Raw genomic sequence first — 25,701 nt, forward strand, 5'->3', positions numbered from 1 at the left:
TCCCTAAATCCTGGCTTCCGCAAAGCGGTTACCGTCAGCCGTCGACAACGGGCGCGTCGACAAAGACAACAGCAGCTTGTTAATCCCGCCAACAGCGGCGGCTAGCTGTTTACCTGTCTCTGAGTTCGCTCCCTTGTCGTTGCGCGTCAACGTGACAAGCTCCTCCAGGTGCTTGTTGGTGTCGCTGATAATTCCCATCTGCTCCACATGTGCCTTATTGGCCCGGTCCTGCTCCACCTTCGACGCCTGCTCAAGTGCCTTAATCACACCTTCGCTCTGTGCCGTCGCCAGTTCCTGCTGCAGCTTCGCGTACTCAAGGTTCGACTCCAACACGTCCTTCTTAGTGATGTAGTCGACCTCGTTCTGGGCCTTGAGCATGTCTAGGGCCAACTGGTCACGGTCAATCTTTCGCTGCAGCTCAGCCGTCTGGTCCTCCGAGTCGCGCTTGAGCTTGTCAATACGGCCAGCAATGCCGTACTGCAAAGACCCAATCGTGGCCTCAGTGAACTGTGCGCCGAGCTCAGCGCCAGCCGTTGCCATTTCTGTGCCGTACTGGCCAGACAAAGCGCCGCCGGCAATACCCAAGGCAGCGCCGCCGGCGGAACCAAGAACAATGCCAGCCTTCGAACCGGCGTCAAGGTTCTTCCAGGCCTCACCCATCTCCTTCTTGTTCTGATGGATGTCAATACTGCCCTGAACCGTGTCCTTCAACCCACCCAGGGCCAAACCAGCACCGGCCAAAGCGCCCACCGGGCCACCGACCGCAAAACCGGCAATACCAGCAAGAACGCCACCGATAATCTTTCCGATACCACCAGTGACCTTGCCGACACCACCAAAGCCGCGTGCCGCGCCACTAGCCTGATTGGCTGTCATGCCATAAAGGTTCGCGGCCTGCTGTTGCAGCTGCTGCGTCTGCAGCGTCAACATCTCCGCCGCCGCCGTCTGCGTCAGCGTTGCCTGGGCAACTTCGAGCTGCGCCAAAGCCTGCTGGCGAGTTGCTTCAAACTCGTCCAGCGCGGCCTGGGCACGAGCAACCTTGACGCCCCACTCAGCTGCCTTAACCTCAGCTGTGTTCTCCGCAACGGACTCCGCGACCTCCTCGACCGCGAAAATGCCGGTCGTTCGGAAACGATCCATCGCGCCTGACATTGCTTCAATCGAGGTGGAGCCCATACGGGCTGCAGCGTCGCGGGCATCCTCCAGCTCAGCCTCAGCCTGCGCCACAGACAACGTTCCACGGGCGCGAGCCCGGGCAACATCATGCTCACGCACCTGCAACTCAGCCATTGAACGCAAGCGCTCAATAGCGTTAGTCTGCTGCTGCATCTCCAGCTTCGAGACTTCCTGACGCGTGCGCTCAACAATTTCAGCCAAGCGCTCCATCTCATCAAAGAAACCAGAAAGCGACATGAACCCCTTGGAGACGGATTCAAAGATGGACTCAGCCATATCGCCCGCCGCCTTGTAGCGTGCAGCGGCAACAGCGCGCTCCGCCGCAACCAAACGGTCAGACTGGTCAGCAGTCTGCTCCCTAGCCTCAGCCAGGGCGTCCTCCGCCTTATTGACCTTCTTCTGAGCCGCCGCAACAGCCTTAGCGTTCTTGTCCTTCGACTTCTCCAAAGCCTCATCCACGTCCTCGCGGGCGCGGGCCAGCCTCTTCTCCGCATCAGCAATCTTGTCAGGCTTGCCATTCTTGCGGGCCTTCGCCAGGTTTTCCTCAGCGTCAGCAAGCTTGCGCTTCTGCGCCGTGGTCAACCCGCCGCCTTCCTTCTCAACCTCAGCAAGTTCCTTCTTCGCCTCAGCCAGGGCTTCCTCGCGCTCCACTACCTCGTCGTTCTCGTCGGCAATGGCGCGGCGCGTATCCAACAGGCCCTGCTCAGCATCACGCACAATCTCAGCACTAGCCAAGTAGTCCCCGCCGAAATGACGACCGTACGAAGCGGCTTGTAGCTGTGCAGCGTCCGCCTGCCCCACGAACTTGTTCACCGCCGAGTCGAACTGTGCAGTAACCCTAGGCAGCACATCCAGGGAACGCTCATAGGCGACCGTTTCCATCGGGCTAAGAATGCGTTCATCCTTGCCGGACATGTTGATGGCGATTCGGCCATCCTTCATAATGCCGCCACGGTCGTGAATGCGTGTGCGCTTCTGGAACTCCAGCGCCATGTCATAGTATTCCTGGGCTTTACCCCAAGAAACTGTCTTACCCGACTTAGTGGTGTAGCCGTCTACTGACGTGGACTCAATGTCACCGGACTCAAGGTCCTGAATATCCGCACTGAGCTCAACACCCAAAGGCAGGTGAGCGTGCTCCGCATACTGGGGGTGTGCAGCACCAGCAGCAGCACCGCCAATCTTGCCCTGGCCACCAGCACCGCCGCCCATCTCAACGTTGACGGAATGACCGTCCCCAAAGTGGATGGTTCCCGAGGTGTGGCCACCACCAGGCCCGCCGTTGTACCAGCCGATAGCGTAGCGTGCGCCACTTCCAAGGCCCGGCTTGAAGCCAATAGAAGCAAGCTGCCCGCTCTCATTTGCGGTGGACATGAACCGGCCACGGTCAGCCGGCTGGCCCACCGCGAACAGTGCGCCCTGGCCCTGCGTAGAGGAACAGTCACCCCAGTTGGAGCCGCCGAAGACGTAAGGCGCGCCCTGCAGTGAGCGGCTTGCTTGCTGCCCATTGACCCGCTCACCCTTGAAGTAGCGCAAAAGCTGGTCCGGTGACACACCGCCATCTGCCATATACCTAGCAGACGTAGGGGCCACCGACGACCCATCACGACGAATCTGATTTCCGCCAGCGTCCACCAGGCCAAGACCGAAGATGCTCGCGGTCTCCGCCAGAATCTGGGTAGAACGCTTCCGCTTCGACGGAGCGTGAGGAATAAAGCTCTCGCCTTGTGTTTCATCCTCAGCCCAAGTAATCCACCTACCACCAGCTGCGATTTGTGCCGGTTGCTGGGACATGCGTCCCGCGCCACCAGCTGCAAGGAAACGGTGAGAGCCGTAATTGATCAGACCGTCAGCGGCGGCGTCTCGACGGCGGGTGAAAATGTTGATGACCTTATCTTTAAGGCCCTGCAACATGCGGCTAACCGAGTTAATGCCCTGCTTTGCAGGCTCAGCATTGACGTCAATAGTCGGCTTGGTCTTCTGTTTATTGAGGTCTGCCAGCTTAACCTTCGAGTCCTCAACACCAGCGTCAAGCAGCATCTTGTCCAGGTCGGCAGTTGGGGTAGATACCTCGCGTGCCAGCGCCTGCAGCTCACCAATAGAGACGTCCTTGCCCTGCAGCAACTTGTCAATCGTCAGGTCAGCCTCAGGGGAAACCTCCAGCTCGTCCAGTTCGCGGCCAAGCTGCTTAGCTTCATCCGCGCCCAGAGCGAACATAGTGGTGTCAAGACCAGCCGTAGCCTCAGCGTGAAGCCCCTCAATCTCCTTAACCTTCTCGCCAAGATTATCGAGTTCATCCGCATCTACATCGGCAGTAGCCGTAATCTCGAAGTTTCCGTTATCAAGATACTCAACCTTATAGCCAATATCCTCAAGGACGGCAGCAACAGCCGGGTCGGGTGGCGTGATTTGGACAGACTTGCCCTCTTCAAGATGCGAAAGACCAGCCTCTAGAGCGGCTACCTGCTGCTCGGCAGTATCAGCGCCCTTAAGCTCCAGCGGCAAGCCCATGAGCTCACGGGTCAAGCCGTAAGACTCCATCAGCTTCTGGAACTGGTCATCAGTCAGTCCCAGGGCTTCCTGCAGGGCGGTGAGATTATCAGCCTGCTGGTCGAAAATCTCATCTACGGAAACACCGTTAGAAGCCGCCTCCAGCATTGTGCGTGCAATGCCGGAGATAGTGTTGACGGCTTCTTTACCGGCCTCAGTCGTGGCGTCGATGGTGCCATCCGGGTCAAGCTCAACCGGGCCCAACTCGGACAGCTTTCCAGCCATCTCCGAAACGGCCTCAGTCGTCTCCTGAACGTCCTCAACCAACTTCGCCTGCGCCTCATCCTGTGACAACGCCCCACCAGTGAGTTTCTCCATGATGTCGGACAGGGCCGCGAGTTTGTCCTGTGCCGACGACGTTTCATCAGCAAGGACCCCCATACCCTCAGAGATGCCGGCAATGGTTGGGTCGAGATTACGCGCAGCGTCGATAGACTGCTGGATATTGTCTCGCGCTTCGGCAAGCTTGTCAGCTGCCATCTGCGAGGCGTCTCCGCCCTGGCGCAGTGAGGAAATGAGGTTGTCATACTCAGGGCCTCCCTCAGCGACAACCCGGTTAAGGTCCTCCATCGGGATTTTAAGGTCGCCGGCGGATTTCTCAATCGCCTCATACGCGTCCTTAGCCTGGTTGACCTCGTTGGCGTATGCGCGCCAATCGGCTGACCAGTGGCCCTGCTGCCACCACGACAGATCCGGGGCGGAGATGGTGTTAAACCAGCCCGAGTACTCCTGTGCAAACGTCTTCATTTGCACAAGGTCCTTGTTCACAATGGCGGCGGCGTCACTCAACTGAGCAGAAGACAAAGCTGTGCTTGTGCCGGCCAACGACACGTTCAACTGGTCCTGGGCAGTAGCCGCCTCACGCGTCGCCTTCGCGTACGCGTCCTGAACAATCTTCGCCTTGCTGTTTGCCGAAGCAACAGCGCCAACAGCCGCCGTGGCACCCATGAATGCCAGGCCCCACGGACCACCAAACAACGACATGACACTACCAGCGGCAGATTTCAGGCCCGTAAACGCAGCCGCGCCAACACCCTTGACGGTGCCGGACATCTTCTTAACCGCCCCGGATACGCTACGCGTGGAATGCCCAACGCTAGCGTCCATTTCTGCCATAGCGTTCGACGCGCTACTAGCAAGAGACTGCGCCGGCCCTGCCGCCTGGTCATATGCGCGGGCCATGGCGGCAACGACCTTATTGTTCGACGTGGCGGCATACTGGATAGTAGCGCCAAACGTCGAAATCTCCCGGCCAGTGGCCTCATAGTAGGACTTGAGGTCCTTAACGCCCTCCCCCATCGTCTTCAAAGAAGAAACGTGAGGGTTCACAGCCCCGGTAATCTTGCTAATCAGGTTCGGGATGGTCTTGAAACCAGCCCACGCGCCCACGGCAGCCGTGACCAGAGCAGGGTGATTAGACAGGAAATCAGCAACTGAGCCCAAAGGCCCCGCTAAAGACTCCAGTGCAGAACCAGTGAGAGTTAGGACGTTTGCAAAGTTCTTCCACAGGCCCAATCCCAGTGAAGCAGACGCCTGGCCAAACGTCTGAACCAAGCTACCAATGACCGGAAGAAGCTTCTGCCCAGTCGACCACAACTGTGAAAACGCTGTTTGTGTTGCACTTAAGACAGTCTGCAGCTGTGCGTTCTTGCTCAACGCCGCAATCTCAGAACCAAAATCCTTAATCGCGGGGACAGCACGGTTCTGCAGCCAAGCGCCGAAACTATCCATGACAGGCCCGAGGCGTTCATCCAGCCCGTCCAGCGCCTTAGTGACAGCGCCAAACCCATCTTTAGACAGGTCAAAGAACGGGTCGAGGACAGTCGCGCCGACACGTCCAGCGGCAGCACCCATGTTGGCGACAGCGCCGGAGAACGTGTCACCCATCTCAAGGGCGGCACCACCCATACCCTCACGCATGGCCTTCTCGAACGTGGCGAAATCCACTTCGCCAGCGGATACCATGTCAGAGACCTCAGCCGAGGTGACCCCAAGCTCCTTAGACAGCAGCTGCAGCACCGGGATACCCGAGGACATGAGCTGCAGCATGTCATCGCCCTGGAGCTTGCCACGCGCCGCAACGGAGCCGAAAATAAGGCCCACGTCTTCCATGGAGCGACCGGCAATAGCCGCGGTATCACCCACGGTTTTCAAAGTTTGCTCGAGCTGCTGCCCCGGCTCGATACCAGCAGCAACCATCTGCGCCGACACACTCGCTGCTTCGCCAAGACCATGAGCAGTACCCTTAACCGCGGCCAAGGCGTTATCCATGATGCCGGAGACTTGCTGCGCCGAGCTACCCAGACCAGACAGCTTCGACTGTGCACCTTCAATGGCCTGCAGGCGCCCGAAGCCCTTAGTCAGTCCAGCGGCGATAAAGCCTCCCGCGGTCGTGCCGATACCGATGGCGGAGGCTTTCAGAGTCTTGTTGATGCCGCTGGAGAGCTTCGCGCCCATAGTCTTGCCGGATTTCTCCGCGACTGGGCTTGTCGCGCCCAGCGCCTCGGCAATACCGGGGGAGATTTTGGAGACTTCTGGGACGATGGAGATATACCCGACGCCAAGCTCGGCCATGACTAACCTGCCTTCTTACGTTGCTACTTTTGTTCTTTAGCCCTCACCGCAGCCCTAATTTCGGCAGCAGATTTCTTGCGTCCTCGACGCTTTTCCTTTTGCTTCTCCGCCGCCTTCTCTTTGCCCTCCGTGTCCTTCAGTTGGGTTAGGACACCAGATAGGAGGCCCTGCTCAGGAAGGTTCTCCACCGGGACGTGATTCAGCAGCAGTAGAGTGTTCTGCAAGGAATCATGCACAGCACCCAGCATCTGCACCTGTGGCGTCATCCACGTCTCCAGGCGTGCCCGCTCAGGGTGCAGCGTGCGCCGGAAATTAGACGTGAGCGGCAAGTGCATAATCACACCGCGCAAATCTGCCCAGGTATACGTGACACCAAGCTGTGACCATGGCATACCGCGCTCAAAAAGATCGGCGCGTAAAGCGTCGAGTAGGCCCTCTTTTTCGGTTATGAATCGGTAGAGGGCGAGGATTCCCCCACCTTCATCCCAGATTCCTTCTGCCAGTACTCGTCGATTTCGGTGAGCTGGCGCGCCCACAGCGCAGAGATAGCGGCCTTCTCCTGCTTCTCGGTTGCGAAGTTCAGGAGCAGGGTGCGTAGAGCCTCAGCCCCATTGGTGTGAGCCTTAGGATTCTTCTCCAATGCCTTGTTAATCGCGTCAACTCGCTTCGGCGGGAAACAGTCCAGCGGCGGGAGGCTAAGCGTGACAGTGCCTTCCCCATCAGCGGAGGGGATGACTACCTCAATGTTGTCGAAAGTGGTGGATACGGTGAATGCCATGGTTGGACCAAGCCTTTCAATACGTGGGGGACCGGGCCGAAAATAAGAATTGAGCCCACCCGGAAAATCAAGGGCAGGCCCGGTCCAAGGGGAAAAAATTCCCTCGATTAACCGGATGAGAAATGGGAGCAGAAATGCGTAACCCCTGCTGCTCCTCCCAGGGGAATCAGTGACTAGCCCTCAGAGCTAGCCGGATTACCGGCATCAGCCGGAGTACCGTCGTCGCGGTACTCAGTGACATACGCGTACTTGGTGTCAGGGTTGGTGCCCTTGAACGCGGTGATAGTCAGGTTGTACTTGGTGGATGCGGAGTGAACGTCAGCTGTCTTCTCCACACTGGTGATACGACCACGCTCAATCACATAGGTCTTTGCCTTCTCGCCGTACACGGCCTTAAGCACGTGGGAGAGAATCGGCAAGCGCTCCGAGGTGTGGTAGATGGTGGTCTTCTTGCCATCAGCCTTAGTGGCCTCCTTGGTCTCAACGTTCGCTGCGCCAAAGAGGGACTCGATGACTGCGGCGTTGTCTTCCTCCAGGAGCGTGATGGTCACAGTCTCGGAGTAGGAGGTCTGCAGGTCTACCCAGTCCTCACCACCAAACATCTTCTCGGTGTTGGACTCGCGCTGCGGGTTGACGTTGAAGCCGTCCTCACCGACTGCGCCATGGTCCTTGAAAGCAGCTTCAAGCTTCTCAGTGGCGGACGTCGGCAGCTTGGTGCCCAGCGGGGCGTTGAAGTAGACGCCGCCATCAATCGGGGGCGCGCCAACGAATGCATTGTTGATATTGACAGCCATCTGTCAGTTCTTCCTTTCAGAATCGTGGACCGGGCCTGAAAGAAAAAGGTCAGCAACACCTACTGGGTGTGCTTAATCTGCAACTGTGCAGTGAATTGGAATCGGGAAAATCTACGGTCTGGGTCGTCGTAGCGCGTGAGATTGTCATCCACAGAAGCCCAGGTGACCTGGTTGCTTCGGAATCTTCGCCACGCTTCCCAGGCATCATCGGCTAGCTGTTCAGCAGCCGTTTCTGTGGGGGCGTAGCACTCCACCAGGAAGCGCGGAGCTTTGGTTGCCCAAGTGTCTGCCCCTCCCCCAATCCGGGAAACAATGACAAAGCGTTGCGGCTCGGGGTCAGGCATCCGTGTGGATACTCGCACCTCTAAGGCGTCTTTGAGCATTTTGACGGCAATAGCCTGTGTTGAAATACCCATCAGCCCAGCACCCTCACCATGACGTTCTCACGATGGTCGCGGTGCTTGGCAGACCAGGTATCGGCGTACACAATGCCGCGAAAGCGGGATTTACCTTGCTGAGTGGAGAGCACAAACCCATCACCGCACCTGGCGGCAATGTCTTCCCCATGCTCAATGACGAGGCGTTTAGCCACGCTCCCGCGCAAAAGCTCTTGAAGCCCGGCGCGGTTAGGTCGGTATTTCATCAGCGTCACACCACCTAACGTGAACCCAGCCAACAGGACTGTAAGCGGCCTTAATCTTTGTTTGGGCTTCATCAGCGAAGCAGATTAGCGACCCCCCATCAAACGACAGGGACGAGGTATGCACTTTGTCCACGTCGCCGCTAGGGCGTTCCACCCACAGCCAACTATTCGATGCCGGCAAGATTAACCACCTCCAAACCCGGTGACCACCCAAACGGGTTGTGCTCATAGTTCTCCGGCTCGCCAACGACTTCAAGGACGTCGCCCCGCTCAGGGAGGCGAACCGCATCACCTACAAGAAAAGCCCCCGTAGGGGCGTACATCTCGATTTTCACGGTGCGCCGCTCATGCCCGGCAAGCTTCGGCTCATCGGACTGTGGCACTGCCCAGCCCGCCACCAGGACCGGCTCAGCAGCCTCCACATCCTCAACGACGTCATTCCCCAGCTCGTCAACAGTCCCCACCCTCTCGCGGCGGATACGGACCACTGAATACCGAAGCGAAACATCGAGAGCCATCACCAACTCACCGCCTCAACAGTGCGCATGCCACGAGACCGGTTCAGCTCATCATCCAGTGCCTTATCCAGCATCTCCCGCTCCGCACGAGTAAGAAACATATTGCCCTCACTGTTACGAAACGAAGATGACTGCGAGAAAGCACCAGCGGTTTGTGACAAAGATTCCACATGGTCAGTGTTCTCCGACAAAAGCGCACGCTTCGCCATCGAACACACGATAATCCGCAGAACAGCAGAAAGCTTCTCTGACGGCTTATCCGGCAGGTCATACATGGCCTGCAGCCATACCGACGCATCCTCGAGAACGGCGTCCGCCTGGTCCCCATCGGGGGCAAGCGACCACCGTGCGCGCAGGTCGTCACCAGTTGCAAACGCCGCCATGACTACTGCGCCAGACCGGAAATCTTCACCGCGGAGAACGGATCAGTAACACCGAAAGCCATAGACGCCCACGTGTAGAAGCGAGTCAGCTGACGGCCCTTGATGTACTCGTTATCAGTAGAAATCGGGTCCTCAACACCCATAACGCCGATAGCGCCGCGCTGCAGCAGCAGGCCCTCACCCTCACCAAGAGAATCAGCGTTAGAGATAAGGAGCTCCACCCCGAGAGTGCCCAGCACGTCACGCCAGTTCTTCACGCCGAGAATGGTGCGCAGATTCTTCGCATCACGCGGCTTCAGCACCAGGGTGTCCGGGCTGTAGCCAAGCTTGGTTTCCTCAATCTTGAGCTTGGCTTCCTCAATGTCGTCGATGAGCTTTCCCTCACCGGTCAGCGCAGTCTTATTGGATGCGGTGACCTTACCGGCCGCAGCCCAACCAGAAGACTCGAGCTTCAACGCACCTTCAAGGTTAGAAAGCACGTCGTCGATGACAGCAACGGCACGATTGTCGATGTCCTTGACCATCGTGTTAGCCACGCGGGCCGCACCACGCTGGAGGATGATCGGGTCGTTGCGCTTCTCTGCCTCACGGGTCAGGTCGTAGTAGCCACCGGTCTTAACGACGGGGTCAACCATCGGCTTGCCCTGGCTAGTGGAGAACGCGGGGAACTCCGCTCCAGGGGCAATAACGCCCGGCTTCTCCGCCACGGTCGCCACATTAGCCTCGAGGCGGTCATACATGATGGCGCCGCCGTCAGCCCCGGTGGAGGTAAACAGGAACTGGGAGACCAGGTTCGCCTGCGTCAGCTGCGCGATGTAGTTGGAAAGGCGCGTCGGTTCCTTGACGAACATCGACGCGGTGATGTTGCCGTCCTCAGACACATGGGCCGGGGACAGCGGGAAAGTGAAATCAGCCATTCTTCTTCCTCTTCCTTACTTCAGCGCCACAATGACGCGGTTATTAGCGGCAGCGGAAACGGCGATACCTACAGCGGGCGCGGCCTCCCCTGCCTTCGCGGCCTTACCGGATGCTGCAGCAGCTACAAGGTCGCCCGCGGCGATAGCGCCGCTGGCCTCAACCTCCACGATGTGGCCGGAGCGGTACACCATGACGTAGCCGTCCTTTGCAACATCGGTGGCCGGCACGCCGAATACCTCAGCATTAGCCGCCGCGGGCTTTACGACGGGGTTGCGGCCATCAATGTCGCCGGCAATCTGGACAAAATTGCCCGCCTTAAGATCCGCCTGCGCCTTCACAGTCGGATTCTGGGCGGGGCTGTAATGAACAACAGTGGACATTACAAAAATCCCTCCTAACTAGGGGTTTAATTGGACTGGGTAAATCGGCCAGTAACCGGCCATGAGGACGGGAACGAGAAATCCGGCGCATCCTCACGCGATGAGGCACCAGGCTTCAAGTCCTCAATCGGATAGTCAGACGGCGGGGCGGCACGCTTCGCGGCCTGCGCCTGCAGCTCGCCAAGACGTTTCGCATTGTCGTCGAACTTTTCAGGGTCAGCGCCCAGCAAGTCCGCGTTCTCCGCCGCGATTCCGTACTTGGACAGTGCCTGCGACCGTGCCAGCTCAACCTGATATTGGGTTGCTTTTGCGCGCTCAGCCTCCAGGGCCTCCTGTACGCGCTGGAGCTCGGTCTTCTCCGCGTCCTGAATCTCGCGGTACTTCTCCGCATCAGCGCGCAGCTCGTTGCGCTCGGTGCGGTAGCGTGCGCTTTCCTTCCGGAGCTTCTCTAGCTCCTGTTGGTAGGACTCCACGCTACGTTCCGACTTCGAACCGGTAGCCTCCTGGGCCTCGGCCTTGTTAGCCACCTCGGCGGCGTTCTGGTCGTCGGTGGTGGCGGTAGTTTCTTCTGCCATCGCTAACCTCCTGGGTTATTCGGGGTGGGCATGAAAAATCCCCCGGCCACCACCAATGCGTGTGTGGTGCGGGGGTCGTGCGCTAAAGAGGAATCGAACCTCAACATGCCACCAGGTAGCGCTAATTATCGGAGAACGGGGAGTATCGGGTTGCGTCAATCTTGCCGGCGGCGATTGCATCAGACCAGCGCCTAAACTGCCCCGGCGCGGGTTTCCCGTCGGACCACGTGTGTTTCTGCCACAGCTCAGACAGCTTCTCTGCCTCCTCCTGCCCTTGCCAGGGCTCGCCTTCAACAACGAGCACGGGGATGCAGTCGCACCCGTCGTGGTAGCGTCTGCCGTCCTTGCGAGTAATAACGGTGTCCTCTTGGTACACGGCGCCGCGGGATGCCAGCATCGTGCAGAACGCGCAGGACTCACGCCCCGACAACACTCGCGCATACCCAACGTGTGCCGGAGCCCCGGAATTTAGGAACTTCGCGGACCCGTTATGCGCAGCGTCCGCAACAGCATTCCGTCCCGCGGCAACCACATGCCGTGCCAAACGGCGCCCAAGCTCCCCCGCCACACGAATCTTCACCGCATCATCAACCCGATTAGTCACGTCAGGTTTGACTGCTTGCTGGACCATCTTCTTTGAAGCTTCGTCCAGCATCATCACCCGCAAGTGCGTCGAATCTGGGGAGAGCCTAGCGACTTGCGAGATTGCATCGAACAGTGCTTTGCGCGGGTATGGCTCTAATGGCTCCGGGGTAATGACTACCCCAGCTGCTGCTGCTTGTCGCCCCAGCTCGAGAACGTGGGCACGCCGCGCCCTGCGCCGAAGGCGCAGCACCCGCGGATAAATGAGGTCAACGAGCTCGTTTACCTGCTCCACGGTGACCGGTACGCCACGCGCCGAAATGACCTTACTAACGAGCCGCGAAACACTATTGGCGAGCGATGCGTCATTCTTATGGATGTACTCAAGAGTCACCAGCCATCACCACCTACAGATGCAGGCCGCGCAGCGCCTCATCCTCATCAACTATCCCCCCGCCGATAAACGGGTTGGTCTTCGCCGCTGTGCGGGCGCGCTCCACGCGCTCCTTCGTCCACCCAGGAATATCCGACCACAGTTCTTCTGGCGGGATACCCAGCATCGTAGTCAGCTTCCCGAGCCCGTCCACGGTCTGCGCAAACGACCTAGATGACGTTTCCTCCCAAGTCACTTCGGCTTCAAAGTCGGAAGCGCCTTCCTCATCATCCACCGCATGGGAACACAGCCGCAGCAACTGCTCATGCGACTCTCCCAGCGAGGCCTGAATCTCCGACGCCTGCCTATCCTTCGACGTCTCAAGTGCTGCCAGACCATCCGCCGAGATATTACTAATCGCGTTCGCACCCAACGACTGGGCAGGAACCTGCGCCAGGGCGGCGAAGTCCCTCACCGACGCCTGCCGCGACTCAATATAGCGCGACAAGTCCGTCTCGTCGTACTGGCCAACCTTCACATCTGGGTCATCAAAGAATTGCGTATCCGCGACTGACTGCCGGAAGGCTTGCATCTCATCGGCAGGCATCCACCCAATCACGTAACGCTGCTTAAACGCCGCGAAATGCTGAGCCACGCCCTGCTCGTAGTTCGTCCGGTTAATCCGGTCCTGCAACCCAATGAGATGCTCAACGATGCCGCGGCGCTCTTCCCCCTCAGCAAGCATCCGGTCCTGGTAGCGCACGATAGGAACCGCGCCCATGTTATGCGGGCGAGCCTCCTGGAACACCAGGTTCGCCGGCGAGTAGTAGGTCTTATCGAGCCAACCATCCACAGTCATGGGCGCGTGCTCAATACCGAACCAGTACACGTTCTCTTCATCAAAGAGACGCATATGCCGGTCGCCAATCTCGAGCGCTAGCATCGGAAATTCATCCGTCGATGCCAGTCCTGGCAAGCCCAACGAGTCTGAATAGAACGCGACCATACGTCGCGGCGAGTGCACACCAATACGCAGAGCCCCGCCGCTAGCCGGCATCACCGACGCGTACGACGTCCCATAGGTCAATGCCGCCCGATGCAGTCCGGTCTGCCGCGCCGACATCTTGTTACGCTGCCACCACGACCACGCCCGCGCCTGGTCACCATCCGCCGAGTAGAAACCATCCACCTTCAACGACTGCGAATAGGTATCCACGACTAGGGCAATGAAGGGGGCGACCGACATGCGGGCTAGTTCCGCGTGCTGTGCACGATTCTTCGAATTCAGCGTGGCACCAACACGCGCTGAAGCCATCTCGCTGTCCCACGGCACCATGTACTCGTGGATATTGTCGAAAACGCGGCGTTCGGCCACGTGCGTCGCTAAAAGCTCACGCGCTGCGCGCTCAACTTGGTTCTTCCTCAACGCCCAGCCTCCTTCCGCCGCTACCGGCTACTAGATGAAAAATGCTTTACCTGTGCGCTGCCTCTTCTTTGACAGCCCGCCGCGCTCCCGAGCTAGGCGCCACACCATGCGCGCACCAATCATGCACACACACGCGTCAATCTTCTTCGACGACTTCCGCGACTCCTTACGCACCGTGATGCCATACCGCCCCTCATGCCGGCGAGCATTCAGCACGTGCTCAGTCAGCAGCGGGTTACCGTCATGGGTAAACGAGTGCTGCATAATCTCAGCCTCAGCGAGCTCCGCAGCTGTCGTGAACTGGAAATCCTTACCGCGCATATCCCACGCGATAGGCTCCGGCTGCTGTGCGCCCCTCGAGGTCGCCCACAGCTCCAACTGGTCACGGTACCGCTCCGGCCACGCCACCTTCGTAAACGATTCCCACTCACGCACATCCGCATAGAAACCAATGACGTTCCACGTGGCGAAGGCGAAGTCAACGCGGTCGTCGACCGCCTGCACATCCACCATCGGCTTATCCTCCGCCGTCGGCGCCGTAGGCTCCCACACACCAATGGTGAAAATGTGCCCGTCGTCCATGCGGCACCCAATCAGCGCCGTATGGTCATTAGACAACGAACCGTCAAAGAACATCACGATGTCCTCGCCTGGCTCCACACGAATATCGGGCCTGGCCATCTGCGCCCAATCCTGCGGATCACACCACGAATCAGACGACGCCACCGGCCAATTCAAATACTTACGCTTTGAATCATCCACGCGTGCCGACGGTGACCAAATACGGGTCATAATCGCGTCAATATCCGACCAAGGACAATCCTCGTACACCCACTCAAGCGCCGATCGCAGCGAATCAGCATCACCCAACTCAGTGTCATGCGGGGCTTGCCGCGCATCGTAAAGAATCCGCGACTCGTTCTTAGACCGCCCGGACTCCTGCATCACCCAGTCATTAAACGTGGACTCACCAGCCGAGTTAATCCCCGGCTTCCACGCATTCAACGTCTCCAACATGCGTGAGCCCGACTTTGACAGGTTATCCAGCAGTGTGGCGTGTAACTCCGCCCCGCCGTTCGATGGGGTCCAGTGTTCCAGCTCGTCGGCAATGACACACGTTGACTCCGCGCCTTCCGCAGTAGTCGCGGACGACGTGATGACTTCAAGTTTGCCCTCCGGCTGCACAAAAATCTGTGTCTTGCCAACGTCCAGGTCATAGTCGCGGTGCAGCGCTGGAGCGTTCGCAGGTGACGCCATAGCGCGCACCATGCGCATCGTGTTCTCCGTCTGGTCCAGCGAGACCGCAGCAATCTGCACCCACGGCATCGACACCGGCTTACCAACCGCTCCACCAGGCACAGACGAATCCCAATGGTCGAATCGCACCGGCGCCAAAAGCTCAATCAACGCCATCACAGCCGCAAACGGTGACTTGCCTGAGCCCTTCGCCAACCGGCGGGCCCCATGGTGAAACAGCCAACGCCCATTCTCATCAAGGGCATAAAACCACAAGACGAAACGCGCCTGCTCACGGGTAAACTGCCATGCTTTACCCGCCCGAATACCGTTCGGGTGCCGCAGATACTTCGCAGCCCACGCCAAAGCCTCATAGCCCAGCGTGTACTTCGGTAGGCCCTCGGGCAATGTCGCCAACCGCTCCTGCGGAGCAACCTCACCCATAAGGCCACCTCCTACTTAAACATCTCCTTGTACTGAGACATCACCGACGACGCTTCATCATCCACGGAATCAGCATCAGCGGCCTGGAGCTCAACACGAAGACGACGGCGCTCCCCCTCCGTCGTCATCAACGACGCCGCGGCACGATTAAACTCGCCCAGCATCGACGCCTTAACCCCTTCGCCGCTATTAAGCTCCTGGCTCATAACCTCAGCCAGCAGGCGAGCGGTCTGCCAATCAGACGGCTCATAGAACCGCGCCTGCCCCGACTGCTTCAACGACCGGAACCAGTCTTTCATCAACGGGTGCCACGACGGCGACACCCGCGGCGCCTTCGGCGCAGGGCGCGGCGTGTCATCCTTCACGACAGTCAACTTTGGCTGCGACTCATCTGGCTTATTGCGGCGCCTACGCTGGTCGCTCCTCTTCGGCGGTGGACCGGGCATCTCCCATCACTTCCTTCAAACTCGCCGGCTCACCGCATCGGATGAACCGGCCATACGAATATTTCTCAATGCTGCCGTCGCCTATGCTCCGGCGAATACCTCGAGCTTCCGCCGCCTCCACGAATACATGCAGGCCACGGCCACTAACAGAGCGCTCCGCGTAAACAATGGGCTCAGCAATTGCATCAACGACTCCACGCGCCCACGGTTTCAACACTCCGTCATCGAGCGCGTTATCCAGGTCGTAGCAGCCAAGCCCTCCGCCGAGCATGACTCCGAATCCATCCCCGGCGCCGCGCTGCACTTCGGGAAACGAAGACCAGGTGTTGGAGTTCGTGGATGACGCCGGCGCGCCTATAGGCGTGACGGGGCGCTTGCCATCAGCCCGCACCCAACGACGACCGTCGGTCATGGCCGCGGGGATAGGTTGCTGCCGGCGTCTACGTGACACAGCCTGACGGCACCGCGCCGAACACGTACGGCGTGCCGGGCCCTTCAACTTCTGCGCCACATCACGGCCACAATTCAAACACTGCACACTGACCATTTTACCCGCTGACCTGCACTTTGTCACAAGTAGACGACATAAAATAAGCAATGCCATTAAAGCACCCATAGCGCCGCAGGACATGAAAAAAGCCCCCAGCAGGCACCCAGCCGATAGGCAGCCACACAACCCCCGCGACGGGCACGCCACGCCAGCCAGGGCAAATCCTGCAACCCGTACAGCTTGCCTCAGCCTATCCCTTCGGCGCTTTCGGCGCAGCCAAGCGCGAGTCCTCCCCCACCCCTCTGCGGCTCATCGTACACCAGGATGCGGCGCTACGGGCAGCCTTCGGCGGGCCTGCTTCACGGCTCGGGCCTGGCGGGCCTCCTCTTGTGATTTCTCGCGGTGGCAGTCGGCGCATAGTGTTTGGAGGTTGTTGAGGTCGTGCGTGCCGCCTCGTGCAACGTTTAGGATGTGGTCAACTTCCAGGCGCTCGGTGCTGCCGCATTGAACGCATTGGTTACCGTCGCGGGTGCGGGCGGCTTTGCGTAGGTGGTGTGGTGCACCGCGGGATGGGTTAGCCCACATTCTCCACCTCCCTCTTTTTTGTGCCCTACTCCGGTCATGATCCGGTGGCCTCGCCTCTCTGGCGTGTTGACTTCGAAAACCCACGCAGCATGGACGGATGAGAGGTAGGCGGCAGGGCTTGGTGTGCCCCTGGCGGTTAGACTCAAAATAACTGTTGGGGTTCAGGAATGTGCCGGGGGCGTAAAACGACGAAAACCCCAGCTTCTGCCGGGGTATAAGAAGTCGTCGCGTCGATTATATCACGAAGCGTGACAGACTAAGTTACGCTGCCGAAAAATACCTAGAATGCGACTGTCGCAAGTGTTCTTCACTCTCGCTTGCAACCGCGACAATTTCGAGGTCAGGGTCGGCATTGACTCTATCCAGCTCAAGACGCTTCAGCGTAGCCTCAACCAGCGATTCGTATTCAAAAATATCCAGGTTCCCTGACCTACGGTGGTACTTAATGAGGTATGACGACATTCATTACTCCAGTCCGATCTCAACCAGTTGTTCTCTGTAGCCGAAGCTTGGCGTGAATACTATCGAGTATGCCATACACCTGAGTTCGAAGTGCCCGAACTTCATCGTTTCTCCGAAGTGCCTTGTGATCCGATAGCACTTCAGCTCTCGAAACTAACCGAGATACATCTTGAAGTTCTTCGACCGTGGACTCCGCGCCTGGCGGAATTTCAGCCCCATCGTGGAGATACCGAATTTCACGCCCAAATATATCCGCAGCTTCCTCATATAGGTTTGCCCACTTTGATTGAAGCGCTGTCCGAATCTGCATTTCACTTCTTCCCGCGGTTGACCGAATGTGAAGGTGAATTGCGCGATACCCGGAGTGTGGGTGGTCCCGAAAATCTTTGATGTCAACTCGATTAGCACCGTTTATTTCGAAGCCCGCGGCGAACGCATCCGCAACCAGTGATTGCTCGCTCAATGATAAATCGCAGTCAAACCTAATTCCGGCTACGTCGTGCACATTCATTAACGGAGTTGTCTGCATCCTGCGGAGCTTCTCCAACAAAGTATCCTTCGTTTTTACTCGCGCAGACAAAGTATATGATCCAGTATCGGGACGAACCGGCAGCCCCTGATTGGGGTTAATGTCGATGATAAAGCTAGCGATAGTCTGCCTTGCAATCAGAAGCAGTTCCTCGACATGCGTTGCATTAAATGCGATGAAGCTATCAATGGGCTCTGGGTTAAAGTCCAATCCATCACGCCAGTTACTGCCTTGTTTATTGACCTGATTCTTCACAAATGGCGGTGTTCGCTTCAGGAATGGCAGATCTGCGTCGTTGGATTTCATCTAACACCTCACCCATTGAGTATTGATTACGTCGGGCATCACTACTTCTCGATTGTATCTTCCCGCGTTCTGCCCACTTTCGTAATAACTCTGGACTTAAGTCGAATCCCATCTGTTTCAGCCTGAAGCATATGGTTCGTGCTGTTAGCCAAACTTCTTTTGGTTCCCTAACCGGCACGGGTGGTCGGGTGCGTCGTAGCTTGTGGTCGAGCTCGCGTATTTGCCATCGGACTTCATCGAGAATGTCGTCCGCGAAGTCGAGCTGACTCACAGGCCCGGCGTACCAAGCAAGCCAGTCGGCGAGTTGTCTTCCATCAAGTGTGGGCTTGTGGTCTCCGTCGATGCGGCCGGCGGCGTCACACACCATCTGGTTTAGCCGCTCGGTGAAGAAAGCATCGTCGCTGAGGGTCCAGATGGGTGCCGGGTCCATTGGCCCTTTCTGGCGGTTGCTGTGCGTGGTTGATACTTCTGGGGCCGGCGGCCGGTCGTACTTCGCCTGGTTCAGCTCGTCGTATAGGACTCTGAGGTGCTTGGCTGCGTGGGCGAGGTCTTCTTGGTTTGTGGTCATGGGTTCACATTCCTCATTTGTTGGATGATTTGTTGTCTGAAGCCTGCGATGGTTGTGGTGGCGTGGGGCGCGTGCTGGTAGGCGATTGTGCAGAGGTCTTCTAGGGGTTGTTGGTCTAGTTGGGCTTGGCAGGTGGCGTAGTGCATTGCCATTTTCCATTTGGGGAAGCGGAGGGGTTGGGGTGCTTGCGACCTGGTTTCCTGCGTGGTTGCGGCTATCCATGGCCAGCCTGTGGTGTTTTTGAGTTTGAAGACTATCCACCGGTTCATGCTTCCTCCCATTTCCCTATCCAGCGGCGGATTTCTTGGTGTGGGCCTATGCCTAGGTCTTCGCCCGTGGTGAGGGTGCTGCCTTCGGCGTCGGTGTAGTCGTCTTCCCATTCCCCTGCTGGTGGTGTGCCGTCGGGATTCCATGCGCGGGGTAGGTCGTCGCGTAGAGTTATCTGCTCTGGCTGTACTAGCTCGTGCCCGATAGCGGCGTTGAATACCTCGTACTCGTCTTCATATTCCGCGTCGTAGTCGTTGCCAGCTTTGAGGATTACGGTGGTGATGACTTCTTCGGGCGCGCTGTGCGGGCCTTTGGTTCCTACTGCTGGCCGGTAGTCACACCACATGCCTACACAGTTGGCGCGTTCTTCGGGTGTGAGGTCTGCAAGAGTGGTCATTGGCTTAGCTCCCTTTTGAGGCTGATGTTGGTCATGATGGCCCCCACGAGACCGGATGCCAGCATGATGGTGGATAGTGCGATGTGGCCTTGGGTTGCTTGGTGGATGCCGTTGGCGGTGGGCAGCATCATGAGGGCAGCGAGAAGGTAGGTTTTGCCGACGATGCGGATGACTTCTTTGGTCTCGCTCATTCCTGCTCCTTCAGTTGGTCGTAGATGGGTGTGGCCTCTGGAGTGTGGTGGTTGTCGCCGTCTAGTTGGATGCGGTCGGCGTAGATGGTGAGGTGCACGCGGTGGATGTTGGGGCGGAGTATTTCCACGGTTGGGGCTTCGTCACTGTGTAGGAGTGGGAGGCCGTCGAGGGTGATGCCGCGTGGGCTGACGCGAAGTTTGTGAGGTCTCATACGTCTGTTTCCTGGATGGTGCCGTGGATGATGAATTCGGCTTCGTGGTAGCCGGTGACGCGGACGTGATACAGCTGGTCTTGCAGCATCTCGATATGGATATCGGAGTCGGTGGCTTTGAATTCGTCTATCGTGCCGCCTCTATAGGAGATGCTCATGCTTTCTCCTCGGTGTGCTGTTTGGCTGTGTGTTCTGCTGCGTGGAGTGCTTGGCGGAGCTTCTTCACTTCGTCGATGGTGAGCGGTTCGAGCGGTTCGCCGTCGTGCCAGATGGTGATGTCGGGGTCGCCGGGGAAGACGCCGACCTCTAGGAGGGTGGTGGTGTCCCAGATGCTGGGCGCGTGGGGGCTGTCCCAGGCCGCTTCGTACTCTTTTTGCCACTTGGGGTCACGCATGTCGCGGTCTGGTGCCGGTAGGTCTTCAGCTAGTAGCTCGAACTTTTCTAGCAGGGTGGCGATTTGGTCTGGGGCGTAGCCTCGTTTGATGCCGTGCTCGATGAGCTTTGCGGCGCGGGTTTTCTTACTCATCTTGTGTGTCCTTTAGGTCGCAGGCGGCGAGGATTGCGTGGGCGGTTTCACGCCCCTTGGTGGTGTTGGAGAATCGGAGCTCACCAGGGTCAGGGTCTAACTCCGCAGGCTCACGGTCATCCCCTGCTTCATCATGGATGACGTGGATGATGCCGTCCTCCACAGACACGTAGCCGTCTTCCATGTGCCATTCATGCTCCCCCGTGTCCGGGTAGATGCACGGCTCAGGCAGGTCTTCGGCTAGTAGGCCGTAGTCAGCTAGGCACTCAGCGATGCGTGTGGGGCTGTAGCCATCTTGTACACACAGCATGATGACCTGCGCGGCCAGCTCAAAATTAGTCATCATGGTCTCCTAGGATTTCTACGATGCGGTTGTAGATGGTCTTGTGGGTGGTGATGATTCCTGCTCCGCCTGCTTCCGGTGCTTGCTTCACTAGGGCGTTGTGTGCTTGCGCTTCGTCGTTAGCCCAGTCGATAAGCTCTTCTCGTAGCCGGAGCGTTTCTTGGGCTATCTCAGGCGCGGCGGCTGCGAGGGCAGCGTGTGGTCTGTGGACTATGCCTAAATACTTTTCGTCAGCGCTGAATATCTGGCATGACGTGTCGGGGCGAGGTTCGCCGTCCATGTAGTATCCCCGCACCTCCCACGGGCCGGGTGTGGCCTGGTCGAGTAGGCGTTTCAGGTTGGTGGTACTCAAGTCAGTCATTGGTCTACATCCACTCATATCCGTCGTCGGTCTTGGTGATTCCGAGCCTGCTGATTAGCTCATCTGCTGAGGAGGGCAGACCGCTTTCTAGCGCGTCGGTAATCTCCCACATGTCTCGCTGGATGGTCTTACCGTCGAGGCCGTAGTAATCACCTCGTGCGGCTTCTCCGTAGGCGTTGAGCGCTTGGATTACCGCTTGTACGTTTCCCATTTTCATTCCTGCACCTCTGTGAGGGTGTAGCGCTTGCCTGTTGGGGTGAGGTTCTGGGGAGATGCGTAAGGCATATGGAATTCTCCGTAATCGTTCAGGAGGATTCTTACCTGCCCGGTAGTCAGATCACTTTGAAGCATGATCACTTCCCCGTAGTCGGAGTGCTCCGCCACCGCGAAGCGGTGCTTCTCGTTGTCCCACCCCACATCGGCCATGGTGGGGCGCGGCTTGGGAGGCAGAGCAGCGCGGATGTCGTAGCTCATAGATGTAATCGCGAACGGGCCAAGTGATGTCCCGCCACTTACAGCAATGAGTAAGCTTTCAAGCGCTTTGTGTGCGTCGATTATTTCTTGGCGGGTTGGGTTAGTCATTGGTGTTCTCCTTGATGTGGTTCCATAGGCGTTGCCAATCGGGGTCGTCGATTTCGCTGAGGACGCTGCGGGGCGTGTTGTCGCGGTAGTCGCATTCCTCAGCTACGTCGCGGGTGATGACATAGCGGGTGTTGTCGCTCAGGTCGTCCCAGTGTTTGATTACCCAGTCCACGGTCTCCTGCACTACGTAGGTGGCACGCCCCCTGGCGTAGCGCACCGCACCAATCACCAGAAATTCGTCGTTTGGGGAAATACGGGTGCCGTGGATACGCGGGTCATACTCCTGGTTCCGCCAGTTGTCGGGGTTCTCCGATGGCGGGGTGAAACGCTCGTCGTACAGGATTTCATCGTCTTTGCGGATGTCACGCACCCGCTCCCAGTAGTCGTCCTCAGTCACTGCACACCCCCTATGACTGTGACAAGCATGATGACAGATGTGGTCACGGCAGCTATCAGAATCACCGCGACTAGGGCGCAGGTCAGGAGGATGAAGTCAAAAGACTCCTGCTCAAACCACTGTGAGAATTTTTCACGCAAGATCATTGCTGGGCCTCCTTGAGTGCGTCAGCAGCCTGTTCGGCCAGGCGGCGGGTTTCCGCTTCGACTTCTTCCCACATCCAGATGTGATTAGTTCCTCCAAAGCTGCCAAGGAAGGGGGACACTGGTGATTGGCCTGTGAGCTCAGCGTCAGGATGCTGCCCGTCTCCGAAATGGTTGGTGTCGAAGCCGATCACTCGGCCTGTGTGGTAGGTGATTCCGCCGTGGACGTCCACGTCGAAGTACTGTAGGTCTTTTGCCTCGTCGAGCCAGGGATGGCTCTCGGGCAGTTCGATGTAGCCGTTGATGGTGTACGGCCCCATCTGAGTCATGCAATTGATGCCTTGGTGGGTGAAGCGCCGGTCTGTGCCATTGGCGATGCAGTCGAACGGGTCAGTCATTGTTGTTCCTTCCAAAAGATTGTGATGTCTGCGCCGGGTGGTGTGGCGGTGTTGGCGTAGTGTTTGGTGGCTCTGAGTTTGGTGACGCGGCTGTCGTTGGTGAGGATGCCGGCGGCTTCGAGAGCGTCAAGGACGGAGCGGGCTAGTTTGTCTACATCCGGTTTGACCGCAGGGACGTCATAGCGGGGTCGTTTCGGCTTGGGTAGGTAGAAGTCCATGAAGACGCTTACGGGGGCGTCTACGGGCGCGCTGGGCCTGTTTTTGGTGGCTTCTTGTGTGACTGCTCGCATCCATGCGGGGAGTTTCTTCGATGACTCGATTAGTCGCCCGTTGCCGACGTGACGCTTGGAGCCCTTCGGGGCGGGTTCGCCCTCAACACGGAAAGTGATGATGTTCAAAATGGGGCCTCCTTTCGCTTGTGAGGCTTTGAAGTTGTGGTTTGGGGTGATTGCCCGTCGATATGCTGCTTGTTGCTCTGTGGGGCTGCTGGCCCATGAATTGGGCCTGTTGCGGTGTTGTGGGCGCATCGTGTGGCGGTCCCGTTCGCATACCTCATGCCGTTGTCGTCACACAGGTCACAGGCGTCGATAGCGTGGCGGCGGGCTTGGGCGGCGGTCTCAGCGCGGTTGGTGTCTTGCTCTTCTGCCCATGCGTCGTCGATGAGGGTGCGCAACAACCCGGGGCCTTTCGGTTCCGGGCGTTGGTTGAAGATGCGGGTGCCGGTGTTGATGGCGGTCTCCGAGATTCCGGCTTGGCGAGCGCGGCGCGTAGCCGCCGCCAGCTCGTCGAGGGAGATTCCGCCAGCCATGTCCCCATCCCCTAGATCACCGTTACTTGGCTGGCTACCTGTACCACCAGAAGGGGACGGGTCGGGCCGGGCCGGGCCGGGTAGAGCGGACGGCGCTCGGAGTCCCGGTAGAGCGGACGGCGCTTCGCTGTCCGCCTGGACGTCCGCACGGACATTTTTACGTTCCTGCTGCTTATCCCGCTTTACCCCCCTCGCGAGACGCTTACGTTCGGCGTCTTCTCGACGCTTCGATAAAACGTCGTCGCGTGTTGGTTGAAACTCCCGCCAATCGTTGAAGACGTATCGGCGAGCGCTCGGCGGAGCATCGTCGGCACTCCACAGGCCCGCCGCGACGAGCTTCTCGGCCTGCTTTTGAGTGCCTCCAATCACCTTGATTTGACGCCCAGTAATCACTCCATCAGTAAGGTGCCTGGCACAGTACGCGCCCGCCATAACCCAAAGCCCACGGGCTGCCATATCTAGCTCAAGCACCTTTGGGTGGTCGTAGAAACCATCGTCCACTTTGAACCATGGCATTGGCGGGTCTCCTTAGTTGTTGAGTTTGAGGGAGTCTTCCAGCACCCATAGGTAGGTTTGGGCGCGGTGGATGTGCTTGTGAATCTCCCGAATCTTGTACAGGTCGTCAGCGCTTCTGGATAGGGATGCTGCTTCGTTCAATCGGTAGGCGGCTTGGGCCATTAGGTTCTCGTTGAACTCGTTAGTGTTCATCGTCTTTTCCTCCTTTCTCTATGCTTTGGAACAGTTGGATTAGTGCGTCGAGGAATGCGGGCTGTGCGCAATACACGTCTTGGGATTCCAGCCAGGCCCGCATGTCCTCACGCTGCTGGCGAGTGGTCACTGTCCTGTGCTCCCGATACCTGCATTACCGCGTTCTGTGTGGCCGAGAGCGTCGACGTGGTTGAGTCGAACCTCTGGGATGGGGAGGATGACGAGTTGGGCGATGTAATACCCTTCGGGGATGGTTTGCATGTGGCGTCCGGTGTTGTGCAGGGACAACATGACTTCCCCCGTGTAGCCGCTGTCGATGATGCCGGTGCCGTTGCTCAGCACAAGGTGTTTCTTAATCCCCGTTGAGCTGCGAACAAACACCATTCCCACATGGCCGCGTGGGATTGCTACATGCACCCCTGTGTGGCAGAGGCGGTGCTGCCCTGCTGGAATAATCGCCGGATGATTCAGCGCCAGGTCAGTGCCAGCATCATCCGTATAAGCACGACGCGGCGGGTAAGCATGAGTGTCGAGGCTGTAGTTAACGTTCATGGGTTCCTATCTGTGAGTTTTGCGGGCGCGGATTGTGCGTTGGGCTTCTCTGTTGCAGGTGGCGCACCTGCGGGTGAGGTTTCCTTTTCTGTCGCGCACCCATTGGGTATTGGAGTGGGTGTATTCGTGGCCTTTCGCGCAGTGCGTCTTTCGCCGCCTGCGGCCTCCGCTACGTGGTGGTGGGGTCTCAAAGTCGAACCACAAGCGGCGGGCTTTTTCGGCAGCACGGCGCGCAGCAACCCGCGTAGTTGATTCCGGCCACCCCAGCGCGGCTGCGGCAGCCCTCAGAGTTGGGTACTCGGACATGTGGAGGAGGATTTCCCTGTCAGCGTCCGGGAGCTTCGCCATGACCTGCACGAGAGCAATAGGTGTAAGCGCGTCGGGCTGGTATGCCCGCGCTTTGGGTTCCCAGTACATGGTGAAGCGTGGCCCATACCCGTGTGCTTGTACGTCTTTGTCGTATGCCTTGCCCAGGTAGCTAATGGCGGCGGTGTAGCAGTCTTTCTCCACGCTTTCGGGGTGCTCCGCGAGGTGGAGGGCTGCGCCTTCCCACGCCTCCATGAGGGCATCCTCTATGGGGAGGTTGCGGCGGTATTGGGTGCTTGCGGCGGCGCGTGCTACATCCCAGATCCTTCGTGGGTTAAGCCCCATATTTCATCTCCTAGGGTGAAAGTGTCGAGGTTGTGGACGATGCTGTGGCGTGCTTCGCGCCCGGTTTCTTGTTGGTAGACGGCGCGTAGGTTTTTGTCCGCTATGGTGCAGGCTTCGGGGTCGATTTCCACCATGAGCATTCGATGGTGGTACAGGTCATCCAGCTGTTCGGGGCTGAGCCTTGCAAGCTGCATGAGGCGGGCAAGGTAGATCCCTGTACCGCCGAATGGGTCAGTAATGCGTACCTCTGGGTCTGCGAGGGTGTAGCCCTGGGCTGCGAGCTGGTGGATGACTGCGCGTACTTGAAAGTCCACAATTTCGACTGGCGTGACCACTACCCCGTCGCGCTGGCCCCGCATAGTGTCGGTGCCCCGCTGGTAGTCGTTGGCTATGCGCTGCTGTACTGCGGCGCGGGGGTCGTCAGTCATT

General features: G+C 58.5%; 37 protein-coding genes. All 37 read right to left on the bottom strand.

Annotated features, from left to right (window positions below):
* Positions 1-3: 3 nt before the first annotated feature.
* The 37 genes from HMPREF2604_RS05080 to HMPREF2604_RS05245 all read right to left on the bottom strand — a co-directional run bounded on the left by HMPREF2604_RS05080 (position 4) and on the right by HMPREF2604_RS05245 (position 25,700).
* Positions 4-6,300, bottom strand: coding sequence for a tape measure protein (locus tag HMPREF2604_RS05080; protein ID WP_070563759.1), 6,297 nt, complete (start codon positions 6,298-6,300; stop codon positions 4-6).
* 23 nt (positions 6,301-6,323) lie between these two features.
* Positions 6,324-6,692, bottom strand: a complete 369-nt coding sequence (locus HMPREF2604_RS05085) for a hypothetical protein (protein WP_070563762.1) — start codon at positions 6,690-6,692, stop codon at positions 6,324-6,326.
* Between the two features lie 53 nt (positions 6,693-6,745).
* Positions 6,746-7,078, bottom strand: coding sequence for a hypothetical protein (locus tag HMPREF2604_RS05090; protein ID WP_070563765.1), 333 nt, complete (start codon positions 7,076-7,078; stop codon positions 6,746-6,748).
* Positions 7,079-7,251: 173 nt separating this feature from the next.
* Positions 7,252-7,872 carry a phage tail tube protein gene (locus HMPREF2604_RS05095; RefSeq protein WP_070563769.1) on the bottom strand — a complete coding sequence of 207 codons (621 nt, stop codon included), beginning with the start codon at positions 7,870-7,872 and terminating at the stop codon, positions 7,252-7,254.
* Between the two features lie 59 nt (positions 7,873-7,931).
* Positions 7,932-8,288, bottom strand: a complete 357-nt coding sequence (locus tag HMPREF2604_RS05100) for a hypothetical protein (RefSeq protein WP_070563772.1) — start codon at positions 8,286-8,288, stop codon at positions 7,932-7,934.
* Entirely contained in the window at positions 8,288-8,515 is a 228-nt protein-coding gene (locus HMPREF2604_RS05105; RefSeq protein WP_070563775.1) for a hypothetical protein, read from the bottom strand. The genes HMPREF2604_RS05100 and HMPREF2604_RS05105 overlap by 1 nt, the downstream gene beginning before the upstream one ends.
* 164 nt (positions 8,516-8,679) lie before the next feature.
* Positions 8,680-9,033 (bottom strand): hypothetical protein, encoded by a 354-nt coding sequence (locus tag HMPREF2604_RS05110; protein ID WP_246818377.1) that lies wholly within the window; start codon positions 9,031-9,033, stop codon positions 8,680-8,682.
* The gene (locus HMPREF2604_RS05115) at positions 9,033-9,416 is read right to left on the bottom strand and encodes a hypothetical protein (RefSeq protein WP_070563778.1); all 384 of its coding nucleotides are present in this window, start codon (positions 9,414-9,416) and stop codon (positions 9,033-9,035) included. The genes HMPREF2604_RS05110 and HMPREF2604_RS05115 overlap by 1 nt, the downstream gene beginning before the upstream one ends.
* Before the next feature lie 2 nt (positions 9,417-9,418).
* Positions 9,419-10,333, bottom strand: coding sequence for a major capsid protein (locus HMPREF2604_RS05120; RefSeq protein WP_070563781.1), 915 nt, complete (start codon positions 10,331-10,333; stop codon positions 9,419-9,421).
* 15 nt (positions 10,334-10,348) lie between these two features.
* A complete protein-coding gene (locus HMPREF2604_RS05125; protein ID WP_070563784.1) occupies positions 10,349-10,714 on the bottom strand; it encodes a capsid cement protein in 366 nt (121 codons plus the stop codon).
* Between the two features lie 26 nt (positions 10,715-10,740).
* Positions 10,741-11,289 carry a hypothetical protein gene (locus HMPREF2604_RS05130; protein ID WP_070563787.1) on the bottom strand — a complete coding sequence of 183 codons (549 nt, stop codon included), beginning with the start codon at positions 11,287-11,289 and terminating at the stop codon, positions 10,741-10,743.
* Positions 11,290-11,410: 121 nt separating this feature from the next.
* Positions 11,411-12,265 carry a VG15 protein gene (locus HMPREF2604_RS05135; protein WP_070563790.1) on the bottom strand — a complete coding sequence of 285 codons (855 nt, stop codon included), beginning with the start codon at positions 12,263-12,265 and terminating at the stop codon, positions 11,411-11,413.
* Positions 12,266-12,278: 13 nt separating this feature from the next.
* A complete protein-coding gene (locus tag HMPREF2604_RS05140) occupies positions 12,279-13,670 on the bottom strand; it encodes a phage portal protein (protein WP_070563793.1) in 1,392 nt (463 codons plus the stop codon).
* 30 nt (positions 13,671-13,700) lie between these two features.
* Entirely contained in the window at positions 13,701-15,350 is a 1,650-nt protein-coding gene (locus HMPREF2604_RS05145) for a terminase (protein WP_070563796.1), read from the bottom strand.
* Positions 15,351-15,361: 11 nt separating this feature from the next.
* Complete coding sequence (locus HMPREF2604_RS05150; RefSeq protein WP_141746428.1) at positions 15,362-15,715, bottom strand: phage terminase small subunit; 354 nt, start codon at positions 15,713-15,715, stop codon at positions 15,362-15,364.
* Positions 15,716-15,758: 43 nt separating this feature from the next.
* A complete protein-coding gene (locus tag HMPREF2604_RS13535) occupies positions 15,759-16,208 on the bottom strand; it encodes a hypothetical protein (protein ID WP_210384667.1) in 450 nt (149 codons plus the stop codon).
* A 387-nt stretch (positions 16,209-16,595) separates the two neighbouring features.
* Positions 16,596-16,871, bottom strand: coding sequence for an HNH endonuclease (locus HMPREF2604_RS14490; protein ID WP_083299179.1), 276 nt, complete (start codon positions 16,869-16,871; stop codon positions 16,596-16,598).
* A gap of 481 nt (positions 16,872-17,352) precedes the next feature.
* The gene (locus tag HMPREF2604_RS13550) at positions 17,353-18,168 is read right to left on the bottom strand and encodes a GTP pyrophosphokinase (protein WP_083299181.1); all 816 of its coding nucleotides are present in this window, start codon (positions 18,166-18,168) and stop codon (positions 17,353-17,355) included.
* Complete coding sequence (locus HMPREF2604_RS13885; protein ID WP_070563805.1) at positions 18,098-18,736, bottom strand: hypothetical protein; 639 nt, start codon at positions 18,734-18,736, stop codon at positions 18,098-18,100. The genes HMPREF2604_RS13550 and HMPREF2604_RS13885 overlap by 71 nt, the downstream gene beginning before the upstream one ends.
* A gap of 265 nt (positions 18,737-19,001) precedes the next feature.
* Complete coding sequence (locus HMPREF2604_RS05170) at positions 19,002-19,400, bottom strand: hypothetical protein (RefSeq protein WP_070563811.1); 399 nt, start codon at positions 19,398-19,400, stop codon at positions 19,002-19,004.
* Positions 19,397-19,591: a hypothetical protein gene (locus HMPREF2604_RS05175; RefSeq protein WP_070563815.1), complete on the bottom strand. Its 195-nt coding sequence runs from the start codon at positions 19,589-19,591 to the stop codon at positions 19,397-19,399. The genes HMPREF2604_RS05170 and HMPREF2604_RS05175 overlap by 4 nt, the downstream gene beginning before the upstream one ends.
* Positions 19,588-19,803, bottom strand: a complete 216-nt coding sequence (locus HMPREF2604_RS05180; protein WP_070563818.1) for a hypothetical protein — start codon at positions 19,801-19,803, stop codon at positions 19,588-19,590. Before HMPREF2604_RS05180 ends, HMPREF2604_RS05175 begins: the two co-directional genes overlap by 4 nt.
* Positions 19,800-19,961, bottom strand: coding sequence for a hypothetical protein (locus tag HMPREF2604_RS14065; protein ID WP_168162989.1), 162 nt, complete (start codon positions 19,959-19,961; stop codon positions 19,800-19,802). Before HMPREF2604_RS14065 ends, HMPREF2604_RS05180 begins: the two co-directional genes overlap by 4 nt.
* Positions 19,958-20,329 carry a hypothetical protein gene (locus tag HMPREF2604_RS05185; RefSeq protein ID WP_070563821.1) on the bottom strand — a complete coding sequence of 124 codons (372 nt, stop codon included), beginning with the start codon at positions 20,327-20,329 and terminating at the stop codon, positions 19,958-19,960. The genes HMPREF2604_RS14065 and HMPREF2604_RS05185 overlap by 4 nt, the downstream gene beginning before the upstream one ends.
* Positions 20,322-20,675, bottom strand: coding sequence for a hypothetical protein (locus HMPREF2604_RS05190; protein WP_070563824.1), 354 nt, complete (start codon positions 20,673-20,675; stop codon positions 20,322-20,324). The genes HMPREF2604_RS05185 and HMPREF2604_RS05190 overlap by 8 nt, the downstream gene beginning before the upstream one ends.
* Positions 20,665-21,033: a hypothetical protein gene (locus HMPREF2604_RS05195; RefSeq protein ID WP_070563827.1), complete on the bottom strand. Its 369-nt coding sequence runs from the start codon at positions 21,031-21,033 to the stop codon at positions 20,665-20,667. The genes HMPREF2604_RS05190 and HMPREF2604_RS05195 overlap by 11 nt, the downstream gene beginning before the upstream one ends.
* 4 nt (positions 21,034-21,037) lie before the next feature.
* Entirely contained in the window at positions 21,038-21,244 is a 207-nt protein-coding gene (locus tag HMPREF2604_RS05200; RefSeq protein WP_070563830.1) for a hypothetical protein, read from the bottom strand.
* 2 nt (positions 21,245-21,246) lie between these two features.
* Positions 21,247-21,615 (bottom strand): hypothetical protein, encoded by a 369-nt coding sequence (locus tag HMPREF2604_RS05205; protein WP_070563833.1) that lies wholly within the window; start codon positions 21,613-21,615, stop codon positions 21,247-21,249.
* Complete coding sequence (locus tag HMPREF2604_RS05210; protein ID WP_070563836.1) at positions 21,608-22,012, bottom strand: hypothetical protein; 405 nt, start codon at positions 22,010-22,012, stop codon at positions 21,608-21,610. The genes HMPREF2604_RS05205 and HMPREF2604_RS05210 overlap by 8 nt, the downstream gene beginning before the upstream one ends.
* A complete protein-coding gene (locus tag HMPREF2604_RS14070; RefSeq protein ID WP_168162990.1) occupies positions 22,009-22,158 on the bottom strand; it encodes a hypothetical protein in 150 nt (49 codons plus the stop codon). The genes HMPREF2604_RS05210 and HMPREF2604_RS14070 overlap by 4 nt, the downstream gene beginning before the upstream one ends.
* The gene (locus HMPREF2604_RS05215) at positions 22,155-22,553 is read right to left on the bottom strand and encodes a hypothetical protein (protein WP_070563840.1); all 399 of its coding nucleotides are present in this window, start codon (positions 22,551-22,553) and stop codon (positions 22,155-22,157) included. The genes HMPREF2604_RS14070 and HMPREF2604_RS05215 overlap by 4 nt, the downstream gene beginning before the upstream one ends.
* Entirely contained in the window at positions 22,550-22,951 is a 402-nt protein-coding gene (locus HMPREF2604_RS05220; protein ID WP_168162991.1) for a RusA family crossover junction endodeoxyribonuclease, read from the bottom strand. Before HMPREF2604_RS05220 ends, HMPREF2604_RS05215 begins: the two co-directional genes overlap by 4 nt.
* Positions 22,948-23,877 (bottom strand): hypothetical protein, encoded by a 930-nt coding sequence (locus HMPREF2604_RS14075; RefSeq protein ID WP_070563843.1) that lies wholly within the window; start codon positions 23,875-23,877, stop codon positions 22,948-22,950. The genes HMPREF2604_RS05220 and HMPREF2604_RS14075 overlap by 4 nt, the downstream gene beginning before the upstream one ends.
* 12 nt (positions 23,878-23,889) lie before the next feature.
* Complete coding sequence (locus tag HMPREF2604_RS05230) at positions 23,890-24,069, bottom strand: hypothetical protein (protein ID WP_070563846.1); 180 nt, start codon at positions 24,067-24,069, stop codon at positions 23,890-23,892.
* A 126-nt stretch (positions 24,070-24,195) separates the two neighbouring features.
* On the bottom strand, positions 24,196-24,621 hold the full coding sequence (dut, locus tag HMPREF2604_RS05235) for a dUTP diphosphatase (RefSeq protein WP_070563850.1): 426 nt from the start codon (positions 24,619-24,621) through the stop codon (positions 24,196-24,198).
* Between the two features lie 6 nt (positions 24,622-24,627).
* Complete coding sequence (locus tag HMPREF2604_RS05240) at positions 24,628-25,272, bottom strand: hypothetical protein (RefSeq protein WP_141746429.1); 645 nt, start codon at positions 25,270-25,272, stop codon at positions 24,628-24,630.
* Positions 25,239-25,700 carry a hypothetical protein gene (locus HMPREF2604_RS05245; RefSeq protein WP_070563857.1) on the bottom strand — a complete coding sequence of 154 codons (462 nt, stop codon included), beginning with the start codon at positions 25,698-25,700 and terminating at the stop codon, positions 25,239-25,241. The genes HMPREF2604_RS05240 and HMPREF2604_RS05245 overlap by 34 nt, the downstream gene beginning before the upstream one ends.
* Between the last annotated feature and the right edge of the window lies 1 nt (position 25,701).

The organism is Corynebacterium sp. HMSC055A01 (assembly GCF_001809405.1).
In the GTDB taxonomy this organism is placed as follows: Bacteria; Actinomycetota; Actinomycetes; order Mycobacteriales; family Mycobacteriaceae; genus Corynebacterium; species Corynebacterium hesseae.